Genomic DNA, 18,848 nt, shown 5'->3' with positions numbered 1-18,848 from the left:
CCATCCTCCGGCACGCGGTGGAACGCGGCGGCAGCCGCTCCCGGTGAGCCCCCTGTGTGGTGCTGTGAGTGTCAGCCCTTCCTCGTCGGCGGCTTGATCAGGTAGAGCCGGCGGGCCAGATCCAGCGCGGTCAGCAGCACCTGGGCCCCATTCCAGTCGTATTCACGGCGCTGCTGCCACACCTCGCCATTACCGGTCGGGTCGGCGGCGCGTGCACGAAGGATGACCCCGGATCGCTGATTCCAGTTCAAGATCTCGTCCTCGTGGGTGCCCACGGTCCAGGCCGTCCTGCCACGGATCGCCTGGGCGATCTGCGCAGGAATCGCCTGGAACCGCGCCCCTTCGGCCAGGGCCACGGCCAGCGCCTGGACTCCGGTCTCCAGCGTGTGGGTGCTCGTGTTCGGGTCGTGATGGTAGATGGAGAGCACCGCATCCCGCAGGCGGCTCCGGCTGATGGTGGTGGCGGGGAGGTTCCGGTAGTTGACGCCCCAGCCGAAGTGCTCCCTGCGGACACGCGGAAAGAGGTCGCCCGGGACCATGTCCCGCGTGCGGCCGTTCACCTGCTCGGTGAACGTGTAGAGGACGCGGCTGGTCGCGTCCCTGTTCTCCACGTAGAACCCGAGCAGATAGTTGTCGGACCTGCGGAAGACTCCTCGGACCATGCGGCCCAGGATGAACTCGTCCTCGGTGAACCGTCCGAGGTTGATCGTCTGCATGACCTCGGGGTCGGGGTTCTGGATCAGGTGGCCGGCACCGGGCCGCCGGACGCTCTGCTCCCCCAGCATGGCGTTGCGGACGTTCGCGACCGTGCGGGTGTAGAGGTCGGCGAAATCCTCGTCCTCCGTCACCGCCCTCGGCTGCGCCTGCCTCTGGGGCTGGGCTTGGGCGCTCTGGTCCTGTCCGGGCCGGGCCGGTGCGCCATAGGTGACCGCCTCTCCCGCGCCCAGCGTGCCCGCCAGCACCGAAACCACCACAGACGCGCTGACCAACCGCCGCCGCACCGGCCCGCGTTCGGACCGGTCGGCCCGATCAACCCTTCGCCTCATCTCTGCCGCGTCTCCCATGTCAGGCCCAGAACTCGAACTCGGCCTGCAGCTGGCCCTTGGTGACCCGGCCCCCGTCGCTGTAGTAGAGGGCCTTGTACTCCGCGCCCTTCGTCAGGTTCGCATCGATCAGGGTCGAGCCGTACGCGCCGCAGTTGGCGTTGCCACAGGCCCAGTCCCACGTGACGCGCTTGCCGTTGCTGTCCTGGATCTCGACCCAGTCCCAGCCGTTGTACGGATCCCGTCCCGAGGGCGCCACCCACGTGACACTGACCCCCTTGACGTGGGACTGGTACCAATAGCCCCTGAACTGCGCCGGCGATACCTCGCTGATCAGGTAGTCGGTGTTGATCTTGCCTGACTGCGGGTCCTCGGGGCCATCGCTCCGGACCGTCGGCGGCTGCCAGTGCTCACGCACCGAGTCGGTCGCCGGAGCCGCCTGTACAGCGGCCTTCGTCGGATCCCCCGAACCCTGCGACGCCGCGGAGCTCGTCCCCAGCGCCACCACGGACACACTCGCGAGCACCCCGGCCATGACCGCGGCCCGCCGCCTGGGCGCCTTCGCCCCGGCGTATAAGGAAGAGACCCTTCCCTTGCCTCGCGTGCGTAACAACATGCGTACTTCACCTCGCCGTTGATCGGAGATCGATGCGCCGGAAACGCTAGGGAGCTGCCATCAACGTTCCTTTGACGACTGCTCAACGCGAGCCTTCACGAATGCCAGGCAATGAGGCCGAGGAGCCTTGGCGCGACTCCGCGACTCCGCGACTCCGCGACTCCGCGACTCCGCGACTCCGCGACTCCGCGGCTGTCCGGCGGGTCACGATCGAGGCCAGAGGCGAACAGCAGCGATGGTCACGGTGCCGTGGAAGATGTACGCCCTCTTGCCGAAGCCGGTGGGTCGGCCGCCCGCGCTACCACGGCGCCGGCGGTTGGCTCTCTGGTCCTTGCGCACGGGAATCGTGTGCCTGATCTGGCGTCGCCGCAGGAGCGGCGGTTCCGGCGGTACGAGTACGCCTTGTCGCCACCCAGGTGGTCGGGACGTGTACGCGGATGACCACCGGCCGCACGTGGGACACGGATGCGTTCGAGGACCGGGATCGGCTGTGGGGCACCGCTCCACTGACCTGGAGTGATAACGAACGAGAGCGACCGCCGGCCGCCTTCACCGGCCAGATGGATCTTGCAGGTGAGCACATCGCGGGATCGGCCCAGGGCCTCATCTCAAGGAGTTCGAGCTCCGCCGAGTCCGCTCCTGATCCGGCAGATCGCCCCGCCCCATACCGGCCGGAACGATGTGAATGATGTGGCTGGGTCACGCGGTCCATCGGACAGTGGCCAGGCTGCTCCGTCCGGTTCACCTGCGGCACCGGCACCGCTCCGGATGCCTCTCGCCACGGAACCCGACACGTCGGCAGCGCAGTTCGAAAAGGTGAGGCCACCCGCTACACCTCAGCGCTGGTGACATCCGGTGCCGGCACGGGCGGTTTGGCCATCAGGTGCTCCTGTGCCGTCAGTAGGCCCCGGGGCGAAGGTCGGTGATGAGTCGGAAACGTTCCAGAACCGTCAGCGTTCCGTCGTGCACGGTGAACTCAGGGTCCTCCAACGCCGCGCGCATCTCCTCGCTGTGCCAGAACCGCTCGTGGCCTGCCCGCCAATGGGCCACGGTGGCGTCTCCTTCCCCCTCGTCCACCACGTGAGCGAGGTCCACCTGCGCCAGTGGGACGACACGTACGCCGGTGACCTCGATGACCGCGACCGGACGGTCGTCGGAGTCGATGACCACCGAACGGCTGCCGACTTCCGGCAGGGGCTCTCCGTCATGCTCGTAGTCGACGACGAGCCCTGTCGTGGAGGTCTTGGAACCGTTGAGGATGGCCGCGACCAGCCGGTCGCGCAGCGGGCCCGGGAAGGCGAATTCGGCCCGGGGCAGCGACGCGATGTTCCGGGGCGCGGCGTCGTCATGCGTCATGCGGGTCACAGTATCGACCCGTCCGCTTCCCCCGTCAGCTGTCAGCAGGAAGCGGGCGGTGAGTTGGCCCGGGACCGGGGCCGGCGGAGGCCAGGTCCGAGCCGTAGTTCGACACCGGCAACGCCCCTAGAACACCGGCAGAGCCAGCAGCGTCCCCGCGTTGAGGACGAAGAGCCGGTTCCCGTCCCCGGCGGTCGAACGGCCCTGTTCGCCCGTGAGCGGGTAGGTCTGGGCGACGCCTCGGGTGGAGCGGGGGAAGCCGGTCACGCCGGTGTCCTGGCTCTCCACCACCCATACGCTGTCCGCCTGAACGACCGGCGGCTGCCAGGGCGGGGTCACTCCCGCAACGACTACCGCGTCGTTCGCCTCCTCACCGTTGGTGCGGAGGTAGCGCAGCATGTCGCTGTCCAGGGCGAACACCACCCCGCCCGCGACGGTGGGCGGACCCCAGCCGTATGCCCCCCGCTGCACGTCGCGGTGCGGATTCAGGCTCCACAGCTCCTCACCGTCGCTCGCGCGGACCGCGGCGAGGGTGTGGCCGCCGAGGAAGACCGTGCCCCCCTCGACGGCGGGGGCCAGTGCGGCCGTGGCCTGGCCCTTGCGGACCCACGCCTTCGCGCCGTCGCGAGTGCGCACCGCGACCACGTCGCCGGAGTTGTTGCACACCACCAGGACGCCCCCGCCGAGCGCCGCCGCGGGACGCCCTCCGGTCAGCGAAAGGGGAGGGCGCTGGGTCCACCGCACTCGAGCGTCGGCCGTCGCGACGCAGCGCAAGGCACCCTCGGACGTCAGTACGTAGACGTGGTCGGCGTCGGCGGCCAGCAGCGCGCTCGCCTTCACGTCGGCGGTCCACATGGGGGCGCCGGTCGAGGCGACGTAGGTGCGCAGCACCCCGTCCGCGTCCGCGGTGGCCACGAGCCGACCGGCGATCGAGAGATAGCCCGCGTCGGCGTGCGCGTCGCCGGCCCGCCACCGCTGCTTGCCGTCCGTGACCCGGTGGGCGGCGATGCCCCCGCCGGCCGCCGCGAACACCACCACGTCCCGCACCGGAAGCGGAGGCGCCGATCCGGCGTCCGCCACCCCCTGGAACGGTCCCCACAGGGACTGCGGTGTCCCGGTGTCGGTGCCGAGTTCGGCGGGCTTCACCTCCGCGGCCGCCGGCACGTCGAACGGATCGGACGGGGCGGAGGGCGCGTCGTCACCGGAGAGCCACCACGCGGTGCCGCCCGCACCGGCCGCCAGCAGACCGCCCGCGCCGGCCAGGGTGAGCAGGAGGCGACGTCGTGAGGGGCGGGCGCCGTCCACTCCCGCCGTGGGCGCGTGGAGCGGCGGGGGCCCGGCCCGCCTTTCGTCGCCGACCAGCCGCCGGGCCGCTTTCTCCCGTTCCCGGATCTCGTCGGCCAACGGCCCGCTCTTCCAGAGCCGTTCGGCGCCGCGCGGTGGCTGGGCGACTTCGGCGACCTGCTGGGGAAGCGGACGGGCGGCGGGGTCCTTGGCCAGGCACGGTTCCACCAGGTACCGCAGCGGTTCCGGCACCAGCTCCAGGTCGGGGGTGCCGTGCACCACCTCGTACAGCACCGCCGATATTTCCGCGCCCGTGTACGCGGGCCGGCCGGCCGCCGCGAAGGTGAGGACCGTACCGAGCGAGAAGATGTCCGCGGCCGGGCCGACGCGACGTCCCAGCACCTGCTCAGGCGCCCCGTACCCGGGCGTGACCGGGATCTGGCCGGTCCGGGTCAGTGTCAGGCCGTGCTCGGGGCGGGCGATGCCGAAGTCGATGATCCGCGGGCCGCGTGAGGTCAGCACGACGTTGGACGGCTTGAGGTCGCGGTGGACCAGCCCGGTGGCGTGGATGTCCCGGAGTGTGTGGGCGAGGGAGCGCGCCAACTCCCGCAGCAGGGCGTCACCGAACGGCCCGTACCGTTCCACCGCGTCGTCCAGGGTGGGGCCGGCGAGGAACTCGGTCGCGATCCACGGCCGCCCCGACTCCAATTCCGCGCCCAGCACGCGGGCCACGCCCTCGCTGGTCACCGCACGCGCGGTCTGCGCCTCCCGTACGAAGCGCTGCGCGAGGTGCTCGTCGTCCGCCAGCTCGGGCAGCAGCACCTTCACCGCGGCCGGCTCTCCCGCCGCGTTCCGCCCGAAGTACACCTTTCCCATGCCGCCTTCGCCGAGCACTCCGACGACGCGGTACGGGCCGAGGCGGAGCGGGTCGCCGGGGCCGAGCGGTTTCACGGTGGTCTCCTTGAGGGTGAGGCGGGGTTGGCGGCGCTCAGGCGAGCGGCAGGGCGAAGGTCTGTCGCTCCTCGCGGACGTACAGGCGGCCGCGCCCGTGGTCCGCGGTCAGCACGGTCGCGCTGGTCTGGTAGGTCCAGACGGCGCGGCGGGTGCGCAGGTCCACCGCGCGCAACCCCTTGTCGTCGAGGCTGTAGACGTACTTCTTGCCGACCACGGGCGGCACGTCGCGATTCAGCCGCCTGCCCGTCAGGCCCTTCTCCAGCCAGTTGAGGCTGCCGGTGGCGGCGTCGACGGCGACGATCCCGCGGTCTCCCTCCGTGCAGTAGACGACACCGTCCCGCAGGGCGGGCGAGCCGTACAGCCGGGCCTCGCCCGCGCTGCCGCCGACATTGCGCCGGTCACCGAAGAGCCACCCGATGCCGCCGTCGGAGACCTTGACAGCCTCCAGGGCCTTGTCGCCGAGGTAGACGTGCCGTTCGTCGTGGACGAGCGGGCTGGGGATCTTGTCGTAGGAGGGCCCGGACTCCGACCACAGCTTCTTCCCGTCGGCGACGGCGTGGACCGACACGTCCAGGGAATCCATGAACGAGTCGGCCTGGTAGAGGAGGATGCGGTCTCCCTCGACCGCACCGCTGACCATCGGCGCTTCGTACTCGTCCGTGGCGGCCTCCACCGGACTGCGCCAGCGTTCCCGGCCGCCACGCAGGTCGACGGCGACCAGATACCAGCGCTTGCCCGAGGCGGAGCGCGCGACCAGGTAGGCGCTGTCCTTCACCACGCACAGCAGCTGGTTGCGGGGCTCGTCCCCGGCGAAGGCCGACAACTCGACCAGCGGTTTGCCGGGTTGGCCGTCGGTGGGGTCGAGCTCCCACACGGCGACCTTGTCGCCCTCGTCGTGCTCGCGCAGCGCGTACACCCTCGTGCCGTCGGTGGCCGACCGCCACGGGTCGGCGATGTTCGCCTGCCAGGTGGCCTCGCCGCTCTCGGGGTTGATGCCGGACAGCACGATGCCCGCCGGCACCGCCAACCCGTGCCCCGCCAGCCGGACGTCGCCGCGGGTATCCGGGCAGCGTATGAGGCTCGTCCACAGCCGCGACGGTGCCTTCACCTTCTTCGCGGGGCTTTCGCCGTCCGCACCGCCCGTGCCGCCTCGGTTGCCGAGCCAGGCCCAGATCCCGCCACCCGCCAGACCGGCGCCGGCGAGTGCGCCGCCGCCGGTCACCGCCAGCATTCGCCGCCGCGACATTCCGGGGAGGCGTGCCGGCATGGTCTCCGGCGCCGTCTCAGGGGGCGGGGGCGGCAGCCGGTGCGGGGGCTGCCGCCAGACGTCATCGCCGCGCCGCGCGATCTCCCGCAGGACGGCGTCCGGCAGCACATCCGCGAACCGGTGCGGGCCGGCACCTTCCCCGAGTGCCTTGGCCAGCTCACCGGTCGTCAGGCGGTCGGCCGGGTTCTTGGACAGGCAGCGGGCCAGTACGGGGACGAGTTCCGGCGGGACACCGCCGAGGTCCGGTTCGGCATAGCGGACGCGGTACAGCAGGTCGGTGGGCTGCCCAGAGCCGAACGGGCCGTGCCCGGCCACGGCGAAGACGAGGACGCCGGCGAGCGCGAAGACGTCACCCGCCGCCGTGTGTTCGAGGCCGGCGGCCTGCTCCGGCGACATGAAGGCGGGGGTCCCCACGGCGTCGCCGACGTGCGTGAGCGGCTCCTCGCCTACCGCCCGGGCGATACCGAAGTCGATGATCTTCGGGCCCGACGTCGTCACCATGACGTTGGACGGTTTGAGGTCGCGGTGCACCGCCTCCGACCGGTGCAGCTGCTCCAGGCCCTCTGCCAGGGCGGCGCCCAGCACCCGCACGGCGGCAGCCGGCAGCGGGCCGCCGGCGTTCACGGCGTCGTCAAGCGGCGGACCGATCACATACTCCGTCGCCAGCCACGGCCTGGGCGCCGAAGGGTCGGCGTCGTGGACCGCGGCACCGTGACGGCCGCCGATGACGCGTGCGGCGTCCGCCTCCAGTTGGAAGCGGGACCGCAGTGCCGTGTCCGAGGACAGACGGGCGTGCAGCGTCTTGACGGCCACGGTGCGTCCGCCTGCCGTTCGGGCCAGGTAGACGGTGCCCATGCCGCCGGCGCCGAGCCGGGCCAGCAACCTGTAGGGCCCGACGGTGGGCGGGTCGTCGTGAAGAAGAGCGGACAGCATCGGTTCAGCGCACCTCAGCGGGGAGTTCCGTGGCGAGCGCGCCCGCCGCCTGCTCGGACAGCGCCGCGACGACGCGGCCCGGCAGCGACACCGGCTCCGTCCCTTCGGCATGGGTTCCGTACGCGGCGCCGGGAGCCAACTCGGTCAACAAGCGCACCGGTTCGGGCCGCGCAGCCGGGTCCCTGGACAGGCAGGCCGCGATCAGCGGACGCAGCCCGGCGGGAATCTCGTCCCGCTCCGGCACGGTATGGCCGGTTGCCGCGTACGCCAGTACGGCACCCAGTGCGTGCACGTCGCCTGGCGCATCGACCGGTCCGCCCGCGACCTGCTCGGGCGCCAGACACCCCGTGTCGAGGGCTGGCAGCCCTGCGCGCGGCGTGCCCTCGGGCGCCGCGGCGCGCACCGCACCGAAGCAGGCCAGCAACGGCCCGTACGCGGTGAGCAGGATGGACGCCGGACAGATGCCGCCGTGCACCACGCCCAGGACGTGCGCCGACGCCAACGCCTCGGCCAGCGCGGCGCCGAGGACGCGCACCGCCTCCTCGGGCAGCGGGCCGCCGTGCGCGCCGAGGGCCGCGTTCAGTGGCAGAACGGGACGGTACGGCGAGGCGTGCCAGGGAAACGCCGCAGTGCCACCGAACTGCTCCACCGGCCAGAACCCGGGCTGCGTCAGCCGGTGGGCCCACTGAGCTTCGGCTGCCCAGCGGACCGGGTCGACGCCCGGCGCGGGCAGGCTCACCAGCACGGTGCGCGCTCCGTCCGCGCTGCGCGCCAGATAGCGGCGCTCCGGCACCACACGTGCCTCGGCCACCGCGACCAGCCGCGCGAGTGTGACGTACTCGCCGATCCTCGGCGGGTCGTCCTGCCGCAGTCCCTCCATAGCCGTCCCCCTCAGCTACTCGTATCGGGCCGTGAGCCTACCGGCGGGTGTCACAGCGTCGGCCCGGGGGGCGGCAGCACCGACAAGGTCACAGAAAGCGAAATGGGCAGTACGGCCACTTCTTGGACGCTCTGTACGACAGAGCGTCGCCTCCACCGGCCGTCCCGGATCGGTGTGCTCACTGTGAGGTCGTCGTTCGAGTGCCCGTCGAGCAGCGCCGCCGCCGTGAACTGCTCGTCCAGGATGGCGAGCATGCCCTCTTCGACGTGGTCGAAAGAGCGTCGGTCGAGTCGAGTCATCACGTCCACCGTGTGTTGAGCGGAGCGGATTCCGTCCGGCATGGCGGCAAAATTCTCGTCCTCGTTGCGCGGCGGAAGAAGGGCGTTGCCCTCGGCGGCCGCGAGGCCGATCAACCGATCCAGGTGTCGGCGCATGCGAACGGCGCGATCTTCGAAGGAGGCGGCGGCCCGCGCATCCGAGGCGCGCGGCGTGGGCTCCGGCGGATCTTGCATGCTGGTCATGGCGTCGCCTGGCCGGCACGAGCGGGGGAGTGGCGGTGCCGTCCGGCCCGGCGCGGCGAGCCACCGTACCCCTGGCCCTTCGGCGCACCCGAAAGCGATCAAAGCTCCTGGAATTCCCTGATGTCGCCTGGTAGCGCCACAGGGCGGCGATACCCCCGTCATCGGCATGCGGCAAACCTGGCGGGGCACCCGGCAGGTAGGCCTCGACCTAGGGAGTTCTTGTGCTGATTGTTGGCATTGTCGCCGTCTGTGTCGCTCTGGCCGTCCTGGCCTTCCTTGTCCCTCGCTTGTCACGCCACCCCGAACGCGGTACCCAGCGGACCCTGGGAGCCGGATCGCGCGTGGGCGGGAAGGCCCCGGGGGTCCTGGGGCGGATTTTCAGCAAGTCCTTCCGCAGCAGCTCCAAGGCGGTGGGACGTAGCGGCTCCGCAGGCCGACGCGCCCGAGGCCGCCTGCCGTTCTGAGGCTCTTCAGCCGGGCGGCTGATGTCTGCAGGGACGCCATTGTCACGGCGGTCGGGGCGGCCATGAGCCTCAAGAGGCCGCTGGGTCCTGTCCGCTCCGCACGCGGCCACCGCTCTCGCCGCCCTCACCGGTCACTGGTTACCGGTCACCAGCCCGGCCACCCGACTCACGCCGCCGCATGAGGCCCCGACGTGCCGGATCTCCCCTGGCCGGCTTCCCGTTCGTCGGGACCGCGGTGGATCGGCGTTCGCGACCCTGTCAGCGGCGCACCCGTACCGCCGTGCCGTGCGGCAACGATCTCGGCGGCGATGGACAGAGCGGTTTCCTCGGGCGTCCGGGCGCCGAGGTCGAGGCCGATCGGTGAGCGGAGGCGGGCGAGTTCGTGTTCGGTGACGCCGGCCTCGCGGAGCTTGCGGTTGCGGTCCTCATGGGTCCGGCGCGACCCCATCGCGCCGACGAACGCGACGGGCATCCGCAGGGCCTCCCGCAGCAGAGGGACGTCGAACTTGGCGTCGTGGGTGAGCACGCACAGGACGGTGCGTCGGTCGGTCTCGGTGCGCTGGAGGTACCGGTGCGGCCAGTCGACCACGATGTCGTCGGCCTCCGGGAAGCGGGCGCGTGTGGCGAAGACGGGACGGGCGTCGCACACGGTGACGTGGTAGCCCAGGAACACGCCGGTACGCACCAGGGCCGCGGCGAAGTCGATGGCACCGAAGACGATCATGCGGGGCGGCGGCACACTCGACTCGACGAACACCGTCAGGGCAGCACCGCAGCGCGACCCGCTCTCCGAGACGTCGAACGCGCCGGTACGCCCCGCGTCCAGAAGGGCGCGGGTCTCCGCCACCGCTGTGCGGTCCAGCTCCGGGGTTCCGCCGAGTCCGCCTTCGTAGGAGCCGTCGGGGTGTACGAGCAGGGCCCTGCCGAGGAGTTCGGCAGGCCCACGGGCTACCCGGGCGAGCGCGGCCGTCTCGCCGCGGGCGGCCGCCGACAGCGCCGCCGCCCACAGCCTCCGCGCGTCCGGCGCGTCCGCGCGGACCGGCGTGACCAGGACCTCGATTACCCCGCCGCAGGTCAGGCCCACCGCGAAGGCGTCCTCGTCGCTGTATCCGAACCGTTCGCGCGCCGTCACGCCGTCCTGGAGCGCCTGGGCGCACAAGTCGTACACCGCGCCCTCCACGCAACCCCCGGAGACCGAGCCGATGGCTGTGCCCTGGCCGTCGACGGCGAGGGCGGCGCCGGGCCTGCGCGGCGCGCTGCCGCCGACGGCCACGACCGTGGCGACGGCGAAGTCCCGGCCCTGCTCGACCCATCGGTTCAACTCTTCGGCGATGTCCAGCATCTCGGTCTCCTCGTGTGGGGTCGGCCGGCGGCGCCGGCGGCAGCTCCGCCGGCGCCGTGCGGTCTCATCCGGCGTCGGTGACCCCGCCTCCTGCCATCAGGACGCGGTCGGGCCGGATCGGCAGGGCCCGGTGGCGAACTCCGGTCGCGTGCCAGACGGCGTTGGCGATCGCCGCCGCGGCTCCGACGATCCCGATCTCGCCGATGCCCTTGAACCCGACCGGGTCGTCCTTGTCCGGGTCGTCCACCCAGTCCGCCTCGATCAGCGGTACGTCGGCGTTCGCGGCGAAGTGGTAGCCCGCGAGGTCGGCGCCGACGTGGGCACCCGACGCCTGGTCCCTGATCGCCTCCTCGTGCAGCGCCATGGAAAGCCCCCAGGTCATACCGCCGATCAGCTGGCTGCGCGCGGTCAGCGGGTTGACTATCCGGCCTGCTGCGAAGATGCCGAGCATGCGCCGGACGCGTACCTCACCGGTAGTGACATCGACGGCGACCTCGGCGAACTGTGCGCCGAAGGAGTGCCGTTCCTTCTTCGAGAGCGCGCCGACGGCCTCGGAGGTGTCCGACCGGGCGGTGATCCCCTCCGGCGGGATGTCGCCGCCCAGGGCGAGTTGTTCCCGCAGCTCGGCCACCGCAGCCGTGACCGCCCAGGCCCAGGAGCGGGTGCCCATCGAGCCGCCGGCGATCATCGCCTGCCCGAAGTCACTGTCCGCGATCCGTGTCCGGACACGGCCCGGCTCCACCTCCAACGCGTCCGCGGCGATCTGGGTCAACGCCGTCCGCGCCCCGGTCCCGATGTCCGCGGCATTGATCCGTACGGTGAAGGTGCCGTCCGCCTCGGCCGTCACCGCGGCGGTGGACGGCATCACCCCCGCGGGGAATGCGGCCGCCGCCGTACCGGTCCCGATCAGCCAGCGTCCCTCGCGGCGCACGCCGGCCCTCGGATCCCGGTCCGCCCAGCCGAACCTGCGGGCACCCTCCTCGAAGCAGGTGAGCAGGTTGCGGCTGCTGAACGGAAGCCCGGAGAGGGGCCCCGCGTCCGGTTCGTTGCGTGCGCGCAGCGCGATCGGGTCCAGGTCGCACTTCTCGGCGAGTTCGTCGAGCGCGCACTCCATCGCGAACGAGCCCGGCGCCTCGCCGGGCGCGCGCATGAATGTCGGGGTCGGCACATCCAGCGGCACGACGCGATTGACGCTGTGGTGCGCGTCCGCCTCGTACATCACGCGCCCCACATTGGCGCTCGCCTCGACGAATTCATGCACGGTCGACGTCATGTTCTGGGCCTGGTGGTCGAACGCGCGCAGTCGCCCGTCGGCGTCGGCGCCGAGCCGGAGCCGCTGCGCGGTGGGGCTGCGATAGCCGGTCAGCGAGAACATCTGACGGCGGGTCAGCACGACGCGGACCGGGCGGTGCAGGACAGTCGTGGCCATCACGGCGCACACCTGGTGCACGCGGAGGCCCTTGGAGCCGAAGCCGCCGCCGACATGCTCGGACCGTACCCGTACCGAGGCCGGATCGAGGGAGAAGAGATTGGCGAGCTCCGCCGCCACCCACATCGTGCCCTGATTGGAGTCGACGACGTCGAGCCGGCCACCCTCCCAGCGAGCCGTCGCCGCATGCGGTTCCAGCATGGCGTGGTGCTCTTCCGGCGTGCTGTACTCCGCGTCCACGACGACGGCGGACGCGGTGAGTTCGGCCTCGACGTCCCCCTTCTCCGCGGCGGAATTCTCCGGCGTGTACGTACCGGGTCGTCCGGCGGAGAATGCCACGTCGTGCGGCTCCTCGTCGTACCGGACCACCAGTGCCTCGGCGGCCTCCCTGGCCTGCTCGGACGTTTCGGCGACGATGAGCGCCACCGGCCAGCCCACATGCGGCACACGATCCTGCTGGAAAACCCCGAGGGTCGGGTCGGGCCGCCCCAACAGGCCCACGTAGTCGAGGTCGACGCGCGGCGCGTTCCCGTGGTGCAGGACGGCGAGCACGCCGGGCATCGCCAATACGGGGTCCGTCTCGACGGAGCGGACCCGGCCGCGGGCGATCGTGGACAGCACCAGCCAGCCGTGGGCGAGTTCGGCGAAGGGGATCTCGGCGGCGTAGCGAGCCGCTCCGGTGACCTTGGCCAGCCCTTCGAGTCGGGTGTGCGCGGTGCCGACGGCGCCTGTCACCGCGGTGGTTCCCGTCGCCGTGGTCATCGGGTGGCCTCCTCGGTGAGCTCGGTCAGCACGGCTACGACGAGGTTGCGCATCAGGGTCACCTTGTATCCGTTGTCGGGCAGTGCCTCCGCCGCTGCGAGTTCGGCGTCCGCGGCGGCCGCGAACGCCTCGGCGCTCGCCGGCCCCCCGGTGAGCGTCCGCTCCGCCTCCCGGGCCCGCCATGGCCGGGACGCGACCGCCCCGAAGGCCAGGCGCACCTCGTGGACGACTCCGTCGCGGACGTCGAGGGCGGCGGCGATGGAGCCGATCGCGAACGCGTACGACGCGCGCTCGCGCACCTTGCGGTAGCGGGAGATGGCGGCCACCGGAGCCGGCGGCAGGGTGATGCCGGTGATCAGCGCACCGGGCGGCAACGCGGTCTCCAGGTGCGGGGTGTCGCCCACCGGGAGGTAGAAGTCCGCGATCGGCAACTCACCGGGCCCGTCCGCCGTTTCGTACCGGACGACGGCATCGAAGGCGGCGAGCGCCACCCCCATGTCGGAGGGGTGGACGGCCACACAGTGCGCGGAAGCGCCCAGGATCGCGTGGTTGTGGTGCTCACCCTCGATGGCGGGGCAACCGCTGCCGGGTACACGCTTGTTGCACGGCTTGCTCAGATCGGCGAAGTACCCGCAGCGGGTGCGCTGGAGCAGATTCCCGCCGACCGTGGCCATGTTGCGCAGCTGCCCCGAGGCGCCGGCCAGGACGGCCTGGGCCAATGCGGGGTAGCGGCGGCGTACTTCGGGGTGGGCGGCGAGGTCGCTGTTGGTGACGGTGGCGCCGATACGCAGCCCGCCGTCGTCCGTGGTCTCTATCCCGCCGAGAGGGAGCTCGCGCACGTCGATGAGCAGCGCGGGGCGTTCCACCCCGGCCTTCATCAGGTCGACGAGATTGGTGCCGCCGCCGAGCGCGCGCGCATCGGGATCGGCGCCGAGCAGGGTGACCGCCCCGGAGACGTCGACCGCGCGCTGATAGCCGAATTCCCTCATGCCGTCACCTCCGCGCCCGCCGTGCCGCTGACATGCTGCGGCGCGGACGTCCCGTCCTCAGCCGCCCGTGCGACCGCCTGAACGATCGACACATACGCGCCGCAGCGGCACAGGTTGCCGCTCATCCGCTCCCGGATCTCGTCAGCGGTCAGGGGTGGCACGCCCGCTTCCGGCCGTACGTCGGCGCTCGCGGCGCTCGGCCAGCCCGCCGCGTGCTCCTCGATCACCGCGATGGCCGAACAGATCTGGCCGGGTGTGCAGTAGCCGCATTGGTAGCCGTCCAGGTCGAGGAACGCCTGCTGGACCGGATGCAGCCGCTCGCCGTCCGCCACGCCCTCGATGGTGGTGATCACGCGCCCCTCAGCGGCGACCGCGAGCTGGAGGCAGGAGACGGTTCGGCGTCCGTCGAGCAACACCGTGCAGGCGCCGCATTGGCCCTGGTCGCAGCCCTTCTTGGTGCCTGTCAGATCAAGGTGCTCGCGCAGCGCGTCGAGCAGGGTGGTGCGGTGGTCGACCGGCAGCGAGTGCTTTTCGCCGTTGATGTTCAGGGTGATGGCACTGGACGTCGATAGGGCCATGATCAGCCTTCTTTCGCGTATATGTGCGCGGCGGGCGGCAGCCCTGGGGCCGAGGTTCGGCCAGGAGGCCAAGCTGTCACTGTCACGCGGGAGCGAGAGCGTCGAACGAGACGATCCCGGCGGAAGTACGGGAGGAGAGGTGGCGCTGTGCGTAGAGCGGCGGGAGCTGGGAGACCTGCGGGGTATGCGGTGGCCCGCGGCTGGTCGCGCCGGCCGCCACCTGTCCCCACCAGTCGGATCTGCCGCTATGGTGGACCCAAGCGGACAACTGTCCGTTAGTCGTCAAAGCTACCGGACAGTTGTCCGCTTAACAAGCGGACCCATCCGTGAGTCCCGTGAAGCGCGCGATTCCCGGAAGGAGGACACGTGGCCCCGACAGAAGACGCGCCACTGCGCTCGGACGCGCAACACAATCGCGAGCGCATCCTGGAAGCGGCACTGGAGGAGCTGACGCGGTCGGCCGACGCGCCGCTGAGCACGATCGCGAAGAAGGCCGGCGTCGGACAGGGAACGCTGTACCGCAACTTCCCCAACCGCGAAGCACTCGTGCTGGAGGTCTACCGCTACGAAGTCCAGCAGGTCGCCGACAGCGCATCCCAACTCCTCAAATCCCGCGCACCCGACGAGGCCTTGCGCGAGTGGATGGACCGCCTCGCCCGGTACGCCATGGCGAAGGCCGGCCTGGCCGACGCGATGCGCCAGGCCACCAGCGCGAAGGGCAGCCTCGCCGGAGTGGGCCACGGCTCGGTGACCTCGGCCGTCACCCTCCTGCTGGAAGCCAACGAAGAAGCCGGCACCCTCCGCCCGGGGGTGACCCCCGACGACTTCATGCTCGCCATCGCCGGCCTCTGGCAGATCAACGCGCACGGCGGCGACTGGCAGTCGCGCGCCGAACGCCTCCTGGACCTGGTCATGGACGGCCTCCGCGCCGGTGCGCCCGGAGCGTGATCCGCGCGGCGCCGGCGCGACCGGCCCGGTCCCGACCCCGGGTGCGCCGCAGGCGGACCCTGCGGCGCACCGCCCACCTGCGGTCACCGGCCGGATGCGGCGGCCACCGTCGAGAGGGCTTCCAGGGTCGCCGGCAGACCCCGGGAATGGACCACGCCCAGCCTTTGTGTCGCCCGGGTGAGCGCCACATACAGGTCGCTCGCTCCCAGCTCCTCCGGTTCCACCACGATCACCGTGTCGAATTCCAGGCCCTTGGCCTGCCGGGGATCGATCAGCACCACGTGGCTGGTCAGGTCGGGGGAGGAACCGGCAGAGGCGTCCGGAAGGGCTGCCATGAGGGCCTCGTGCCGTGACCTTGAGGCGATCACGGCAAGGCGGCCCTCCTCCTGGGACTCCCGCGCGACGGCTTCGGCGACCGCACCGGGCAGGTCCTCTGCGCGCCGTGCCCAAGGCTGTATGCCCGTGGAACGGATCGAGCGCGGTGGCTCGAACGAGGAGTCGGTAGCCCGGGGGACCGCGGCCGCGACCTCCATGATCTCGGTCGGCGTACGGTAATTGACGCCGAGCCTGACATGCTGCCAGCGGTCGTCGACGTACGGGGCGAGGACCGCCTCCCACGAGCCGCAGCCACCCGGTTCCGCGGTCTGCGCCGGGTCACCGACCAGCGTCATCGAACGGGTGGGGCACCTACGCATCAGCAGCCGCCACATCATGGCGGACAGCTCCTGCGCCTCGTCCACGATGATGTGGCCGAAGGCCCAGGTGCGGTCGGCCGCGGCACGTTCGGCGGCGCTGCGGTGATCGGCCTCCTCGTGCCGGTGGGCGAGCAGTTCCGCGTCGACCAGGTCGTGCGCGGCCAGTACCTCCGAATCCTCGTCGTCACGGTCCTCGAACTCCTGGGTGCGCGAGCCGTAGGAGAGGTCGAGCACGCCCTGCGCGTACGCGATCCGCTCCTGGCGTTGCGCCTCGGCGGTGGCCTGAGCGGCGGAGTCGTCCTCGCCGAGAAGTTCCGCGGCCTCGTCCAGCAGCGGCACGTCCGCGGGCGTCCATGCGCCGTCGCTGCGACGGATCGCCGCCGCGTCCGCCTCCGGGAGGTGGACCGGTTCGGCGAGGAAGTCGGCGACCAGCTGCCGCGCCGTGAGGGAAGGCCACAACTCCTCGATGGCACCGTGCACTTCGGCGCTGACCGCGACCGCCTTGCCGAGCTGGGCGATGTCATCGGGACCGAGGAGGTTCGGCCCGCCAAAGGGGTCCGCGCCGATCCGCTCGGCCAGCTGAGCGGTGAGCGCGTCGATGACGCGGAACGCGAAGTGGGGACGGGCCAGATTGTGCGGCAGCCCGGTCTCCCGGGCCCGGCGCCGGGCCTCGCTCACCATGTCCGCGTCCAGCCGCAGCTCGCCGTCCTCGTGATCGACGACGATGACCGGGTCGGGCAGCGTCTGCCGGTCCCGGACAAAGCGCGCCAGCGCATCCGCCATCGCCCCGCCGCCCTTGACCTCGGCGGACCGAGCGGTGTCGGTTCCCGTCGCGGTGACGCCCGGGAAGAGCTCGGCGGGGGCGGCGAGCAGCACCCCCGTCTCGCCGAGCGCGGGGAGCACCTCCGCGATGTAGCCGAGGAACGCCGGGTTGGGCCCGACGATCAGCACGGCGCGCCGTGCCAGCTGCTCTCGATGGGCGTAGAGCAGATAGGCGGCACGGTGCAGCGCGACGACGGTTTTCCCGGTGCCGGGGCCACCCTCCACCACCAGGACGCCGTCGTGCGGGGCACGGATGATCCGGTCCTGCTCGGCCTGGATGGTCTGCACGATGTCGTGCATCCGACCGGTGCGCGCCGCGTCCAGCGAAGCGAGCAGGACGGCGTCCGCGTCGGATCCCTCGTGTCCGGTGCGCACGGAATCGGTGAGGTCCAGGATCTCGTCGTGCAGAGCGGTGACCTGGCGGCCCTCGGTCGTGATGTGGCGTCTGCGGCGCAGGCCCATCGGAGTGTGCCCGGTCGCGAGGTAGAACGGACGGGCGACCTCCGCCCGCCAGTCGATGACGAGGGGCGTACGTTCCGCGTCATCGCGCCGGATACCGATCCGGCCGATGTGGTGATCCCGGCCGTCGCGGAATGCCAGGCGGCCGAAGCACAGACCGTGCTCACCGGAGTCGAAGGCCGCGAGCAGGCCGGCCTGCTCAGCCACCAGCACATCTCGCTCCAACCGCGACTGAAAGGTGCTCACCTCCTGCGGCAGGGCTCCCCGCACCGCCGCCTCGGCTCCGTCCCGCAGCTCGGCGAGACGTCCGTAAAGCAGATCGATGAATTCCTGCTCGTTCCGTATTTCCGTGTTTGACAATGCAGCTCTGCTCCGATACTATTTGAAATGAAGATGAGGGTTGAGTTTTCAGCGCGAGTTCAAGACCGAGTTCAAAACATAGAAGCCCTAAATATACGCAGAGAAATACCCCGGCCGTCAATTCGGTGCGGGGGTTTTTTGTTTGGGCCGGGCGTGCCACAGGTCCGACGGCGGGGCCGGCCGGCAGGTGACCGGGCACGAGGTCCCCGTGCCCGAGCCGGAAAGGCCGGATGACAACGTGCCGGTTCCTGGGCTAAAGCTGCCGAAGGTGGTCACGCAGCCTTCGGGCGGCCTGCGACATGAGGGCGTCGGCTCCGGGCTGGGTACTGGCCGGAACGAGCGACTCGGTGAGGACGGCAATGGCGAAGGCCTGACCGTCGGAGTGTTCGACGACGCCGATCTCGTGGCGGAGGTTGAGGAGGGTGCCGGTCTTGGAGGACCAGGTCGTCAAGTCCGAGCTGAAGTCCGGGGCGAGTCGGTGCCGGAGCAGATTGTGGGCCATGAGACCGCGCACGCGCTCGGCCACTTCGGAGGGAATCTTCGACGGCGTCCACAGCGCTTGCAGCAGTTCGACGCAGGCGCGTGCGCTACCGGTGCTGGCGCGGGTGGTGTCGAGCTGCGGCACCCGATGACCGCGGCCGCTGGTGCCGGCGTCGATGGCGAGGGCGTGCGCGAGATGGGCCTGGGTGGCGTCGAAGCGTTCCGCCGGCGTGTCGGACAACTCGCGCATGCCGTGCCGGAAGGTGAAGCCGCGAAGGCCGAACTCCTGGAGGATGTCGGCGACCTGGGCGGGCGGGGTGAGCTCGAACAGCGTGTCGGCGGCGGTTCCGTCGCTCACGCAGGTGCTCAGGTAGAGCAGGTCGTCGATCGCGATCCGGGCGGGGTGCCGGAACCGGCTCAGCCCGGCCGGGCCGGGCGTGGCGATCCGCCCGGGTTGCACGTCGAGCTGCGTCGCCCCGTCGAGCTCGCCCCTTCGGATCCGCTCCGCCGTCGCCAGCGCGAGCGGAACCTTGACCAGGGATGCGGCAGGCAGCTGGGTCTCCGGCTCGATCCCCAGCTCTTCTCCCGTGTGCAGGTCCCGCACGAGCACACAGCCGCGCATACCGCCGTCGTGCAGCTCCCGCTGAATCTCGCGAAGCATCGCCG

At 71.4% G+C, this 18,848-nt stretch carries 15 protein-coding genes and 1 pseudogene; 2 read left to right on the top strand and 14 right to left on the bottom strand.

The window, feature by feature from the left end; translation table 11 throughout:
• Positions 1-71 precede the first annotated feature (71 nt).
• The 8 genes and pseudogenes from ACH4FH_RS12785 to ACH4FH_RS12750 form a co-directional block, all read right to left on the bottom strand.
• Complete coding sequence (locus tag ACH4FH_RS12785; protein WP_398555818.1) at positions 72-962, bottom strand: ribosome-inactivating family protein; 891 nt, start codon at positions 960-962, stop codon at positions 72-74.
• A 103-nt stretch (positions 963-1,065) separates the two neighbouring features.
• Positions 1,066-1,578 carry a hypothetical protein gene (locus tag ACH4FH_RS12780; RefSeq protein WP_398555817.1) on the bottom strand — a complete coding sequence of 171 codons (513 nt, stop codon included), beginning with the start codon at positions 1,576-1,578 and terminating at the stop codon, positions 1,066-1,068.
• A gap of 285 nt (positions 1,579-1,863) precedes the next feature.
• Positions 1,864-2,267 (bottom strand): annotated as a pseudogene (locus ACH4FH_RS12775) (IS5/IS1182 family transposase); the annotation flags it as partial.
• Positions 2,268-2,556: 289 nt separating this feature from the next.
• Complete coding sequence (locus tag ACH4FH_RS12770; protein ID WP_398555816.1) at positions 2,557-3,015, bottom strand: ASCH domain-containing protein; 459 nt, start codon at positions 3,013-3,015, stop codon at positions 2,557-2,559.
• A 126-nt stretch (positions 3,016-3,141) separates the two neighbouring features.
• Positions 3,142-5,250, bottom strand: a complete 2,109-nt coding sequence (locus tag ACH4FH_RS12765) for a serine/threonine-protein kinase (RefSeq protein WP_398555815.1) — start codon at positions 5,248-5,250, stop codon at positions 3,142-3,144.
• Between the two features lie 37 nt (positions 5,251-5,287).
• On the bottom strand, positions 5,288-7,453 hold the full coding sequence (locus tag ACH4FH_RS12760; RefSeq protein ID WP_398555814.1) for a protein kinase: 2,166 nt from the start codon (positions 7,451-7,453) through the stop codon (positions 5,288-5,290).
• Between the two features lie 4 nt (positions 7,454-7,457).
• Positions 7,458-8,333 (bottom strand): serine/threonine protein kinase, encoded by an 876-nt coding sequence (locus ACH4FH_RS12755; protein ID WP_398555813.1) that lies wholly within the window; start codon positions 8,331-8,333, stop codon positions 7,458-7,460.
• A 50-nt stretch (positions 8,334-8,383) separates the two neighbouring features.
• Positions 8,384-8,854, bottom strand: coding sequence for a hypothetical protein (locus ACH4FH_RS12750; protein ID WP_398555812.1), 471 nt, complete (start codon positions 8,852-8,854; stop codon positions 8,384-8,386).
• Between the two features lie 221 nt (positions 8,855-9,075).
• Here ACH4FH_RS12750 and ACH4FH_RS12745 point away from each other — a divergent pair, with 221 nt between their 5' ends.
• Positions 9,076-9,318 carry a DUF6411 family protein gene (locus ACH4FH_RS12745; RefSeq protein WP_398555811.1) on the top strand — a complete coding sequence of 81 codons (243 nt, stop codon included), beginning with the start codon at positions 9,076-9,078 and terminating at the stop codon, positions 9,316-9,318.
• Between the two features lie 166 nt (positions 9,319-9,484).
• On the opposite strand, the gene ACH4FH_RS12740 is transcribed toward ACH4FH_RS12745, so the two are convergent.
• The 4 genes from ACH4FH_RS12740 to ACH4FH_RS12725 all read right to left on the bottom strand — a co-directional run bounded on the left by ACH4FH_RS12740 (position 9,485) and on the right by ACH4FH_RS12725 (position 14,418).
• Positions 9,485-10,660 carry an XdhC family protein gene (locus ACH4FH_RS12740; protein ID WP_398555810.1) on the bottom strand — a complete coding sequence of 392 codons (1,176 nt, stop codon included), beginning with the start codon at positions 10,658-10,660 and terminating at the stop codon, positions 9,485-9,487.
• A gap of 64 nt (positions 10,661-10,724) precedes the next feature.
• Positions 10,725-12,851, bottom strand: coding sequence for a xanthine dehydrogenase family protein molybdopterin-binding subunit (locus tag ACH4FH_RS12735; RefSeq protein ID WP_398555809.1), 2,127 nt, complete (start codon positions 12,849-12,851; stop codon positions 10,725-10,727).
• Positions 12,848-13,840, bottom strand: coding sequence for an FAD binding domain-containing protein (locus ACH4FH_RS12730; protein ID WP_398555808.1), 993 nt, complete (start codon positions 13,838-13,840; stop codon positions 12,848-12,850). The genes ACH4FH_RS12735 and ACH4FH_RS12730 overlap by 4 nt, the downstream gene beginning before the upstream one ends.
• Complete coding sequence (locus ACH4FH_RS12725) at positions 13,837-14,418, bottom strand: (2Fe-2S)-binding protein (protein WP_398555807.1); 582 nt, start codon at positions 14,416-14,418, stop codon at positions 13,837-13,839. The genes ACH4FH_RS12730 and ACH4FH_RS12725 overlap by 4 nt, the downstream gene beginning before the upstream one ends.
• 366 nt (positions 14,419-14,784) lie before the next feature.
• Here ACH4FH_RS12725 and ACH4FH_RS12720 point away from each other — a divergent pair, with 366 nt between their 5' ends.
• Positions 14,785-15,366 (top strand): TetR/AcrR family transcriptional regulator, encoded by a 582-nt coding sequence (locus tag ACH4FH_RS12720; RefSeq protein ID WP_398555806.1) that lies wholly within the window; start codon positions 14,785-14,787, stop codon positions 15,364-15,366.
• An 83-nt stretch (positions 15,367-15,449) separates the two neighbouring features.
• Here the strand turns inward: ACH4FH_RS12720 and ACH4FH_RS12715 are convergent, their stop codons facing one another.
• The gene (locus tag ACH4FH_RS12715; RefSeq protein WP_398555805.1) at positions 15,450-17,702 is read right to left on the bottom strand and encodes a HelD family protein; all 2,253 of its coding nucleotides are present in this window, start codon (positions 17,700-17,702) and stop codon (positions 15,450-15,452) included.
• A 253-nt stretch (positions 17,703-17,955) separates the two neighbouring features.
• Positions 17,956-18,843: a serine hydrolase gene (locus tag ACH4FH_RS12710; protein WP_398555804.1), complete on the bottom strand. Its 888-nt coding sequence runs from the start codon at positions 18,841-18,843 to the stop codon at positions 17,956-17,958.
• Positions 18,844-18,848: the final 5 nt, after the last annotated feature.

The organism is Streptomyces sp. NPDC017993 (assembly GCF_044328065.1).
Taxonomy (GTDB): Bacteria; Actinomycetota; Actinomycetes; order Streptomycetales; family Streptomycetaceae; genus Streptomyces.
This window is presented reverse-complemented; position numbering and strand designations above follow the sequence as displayed.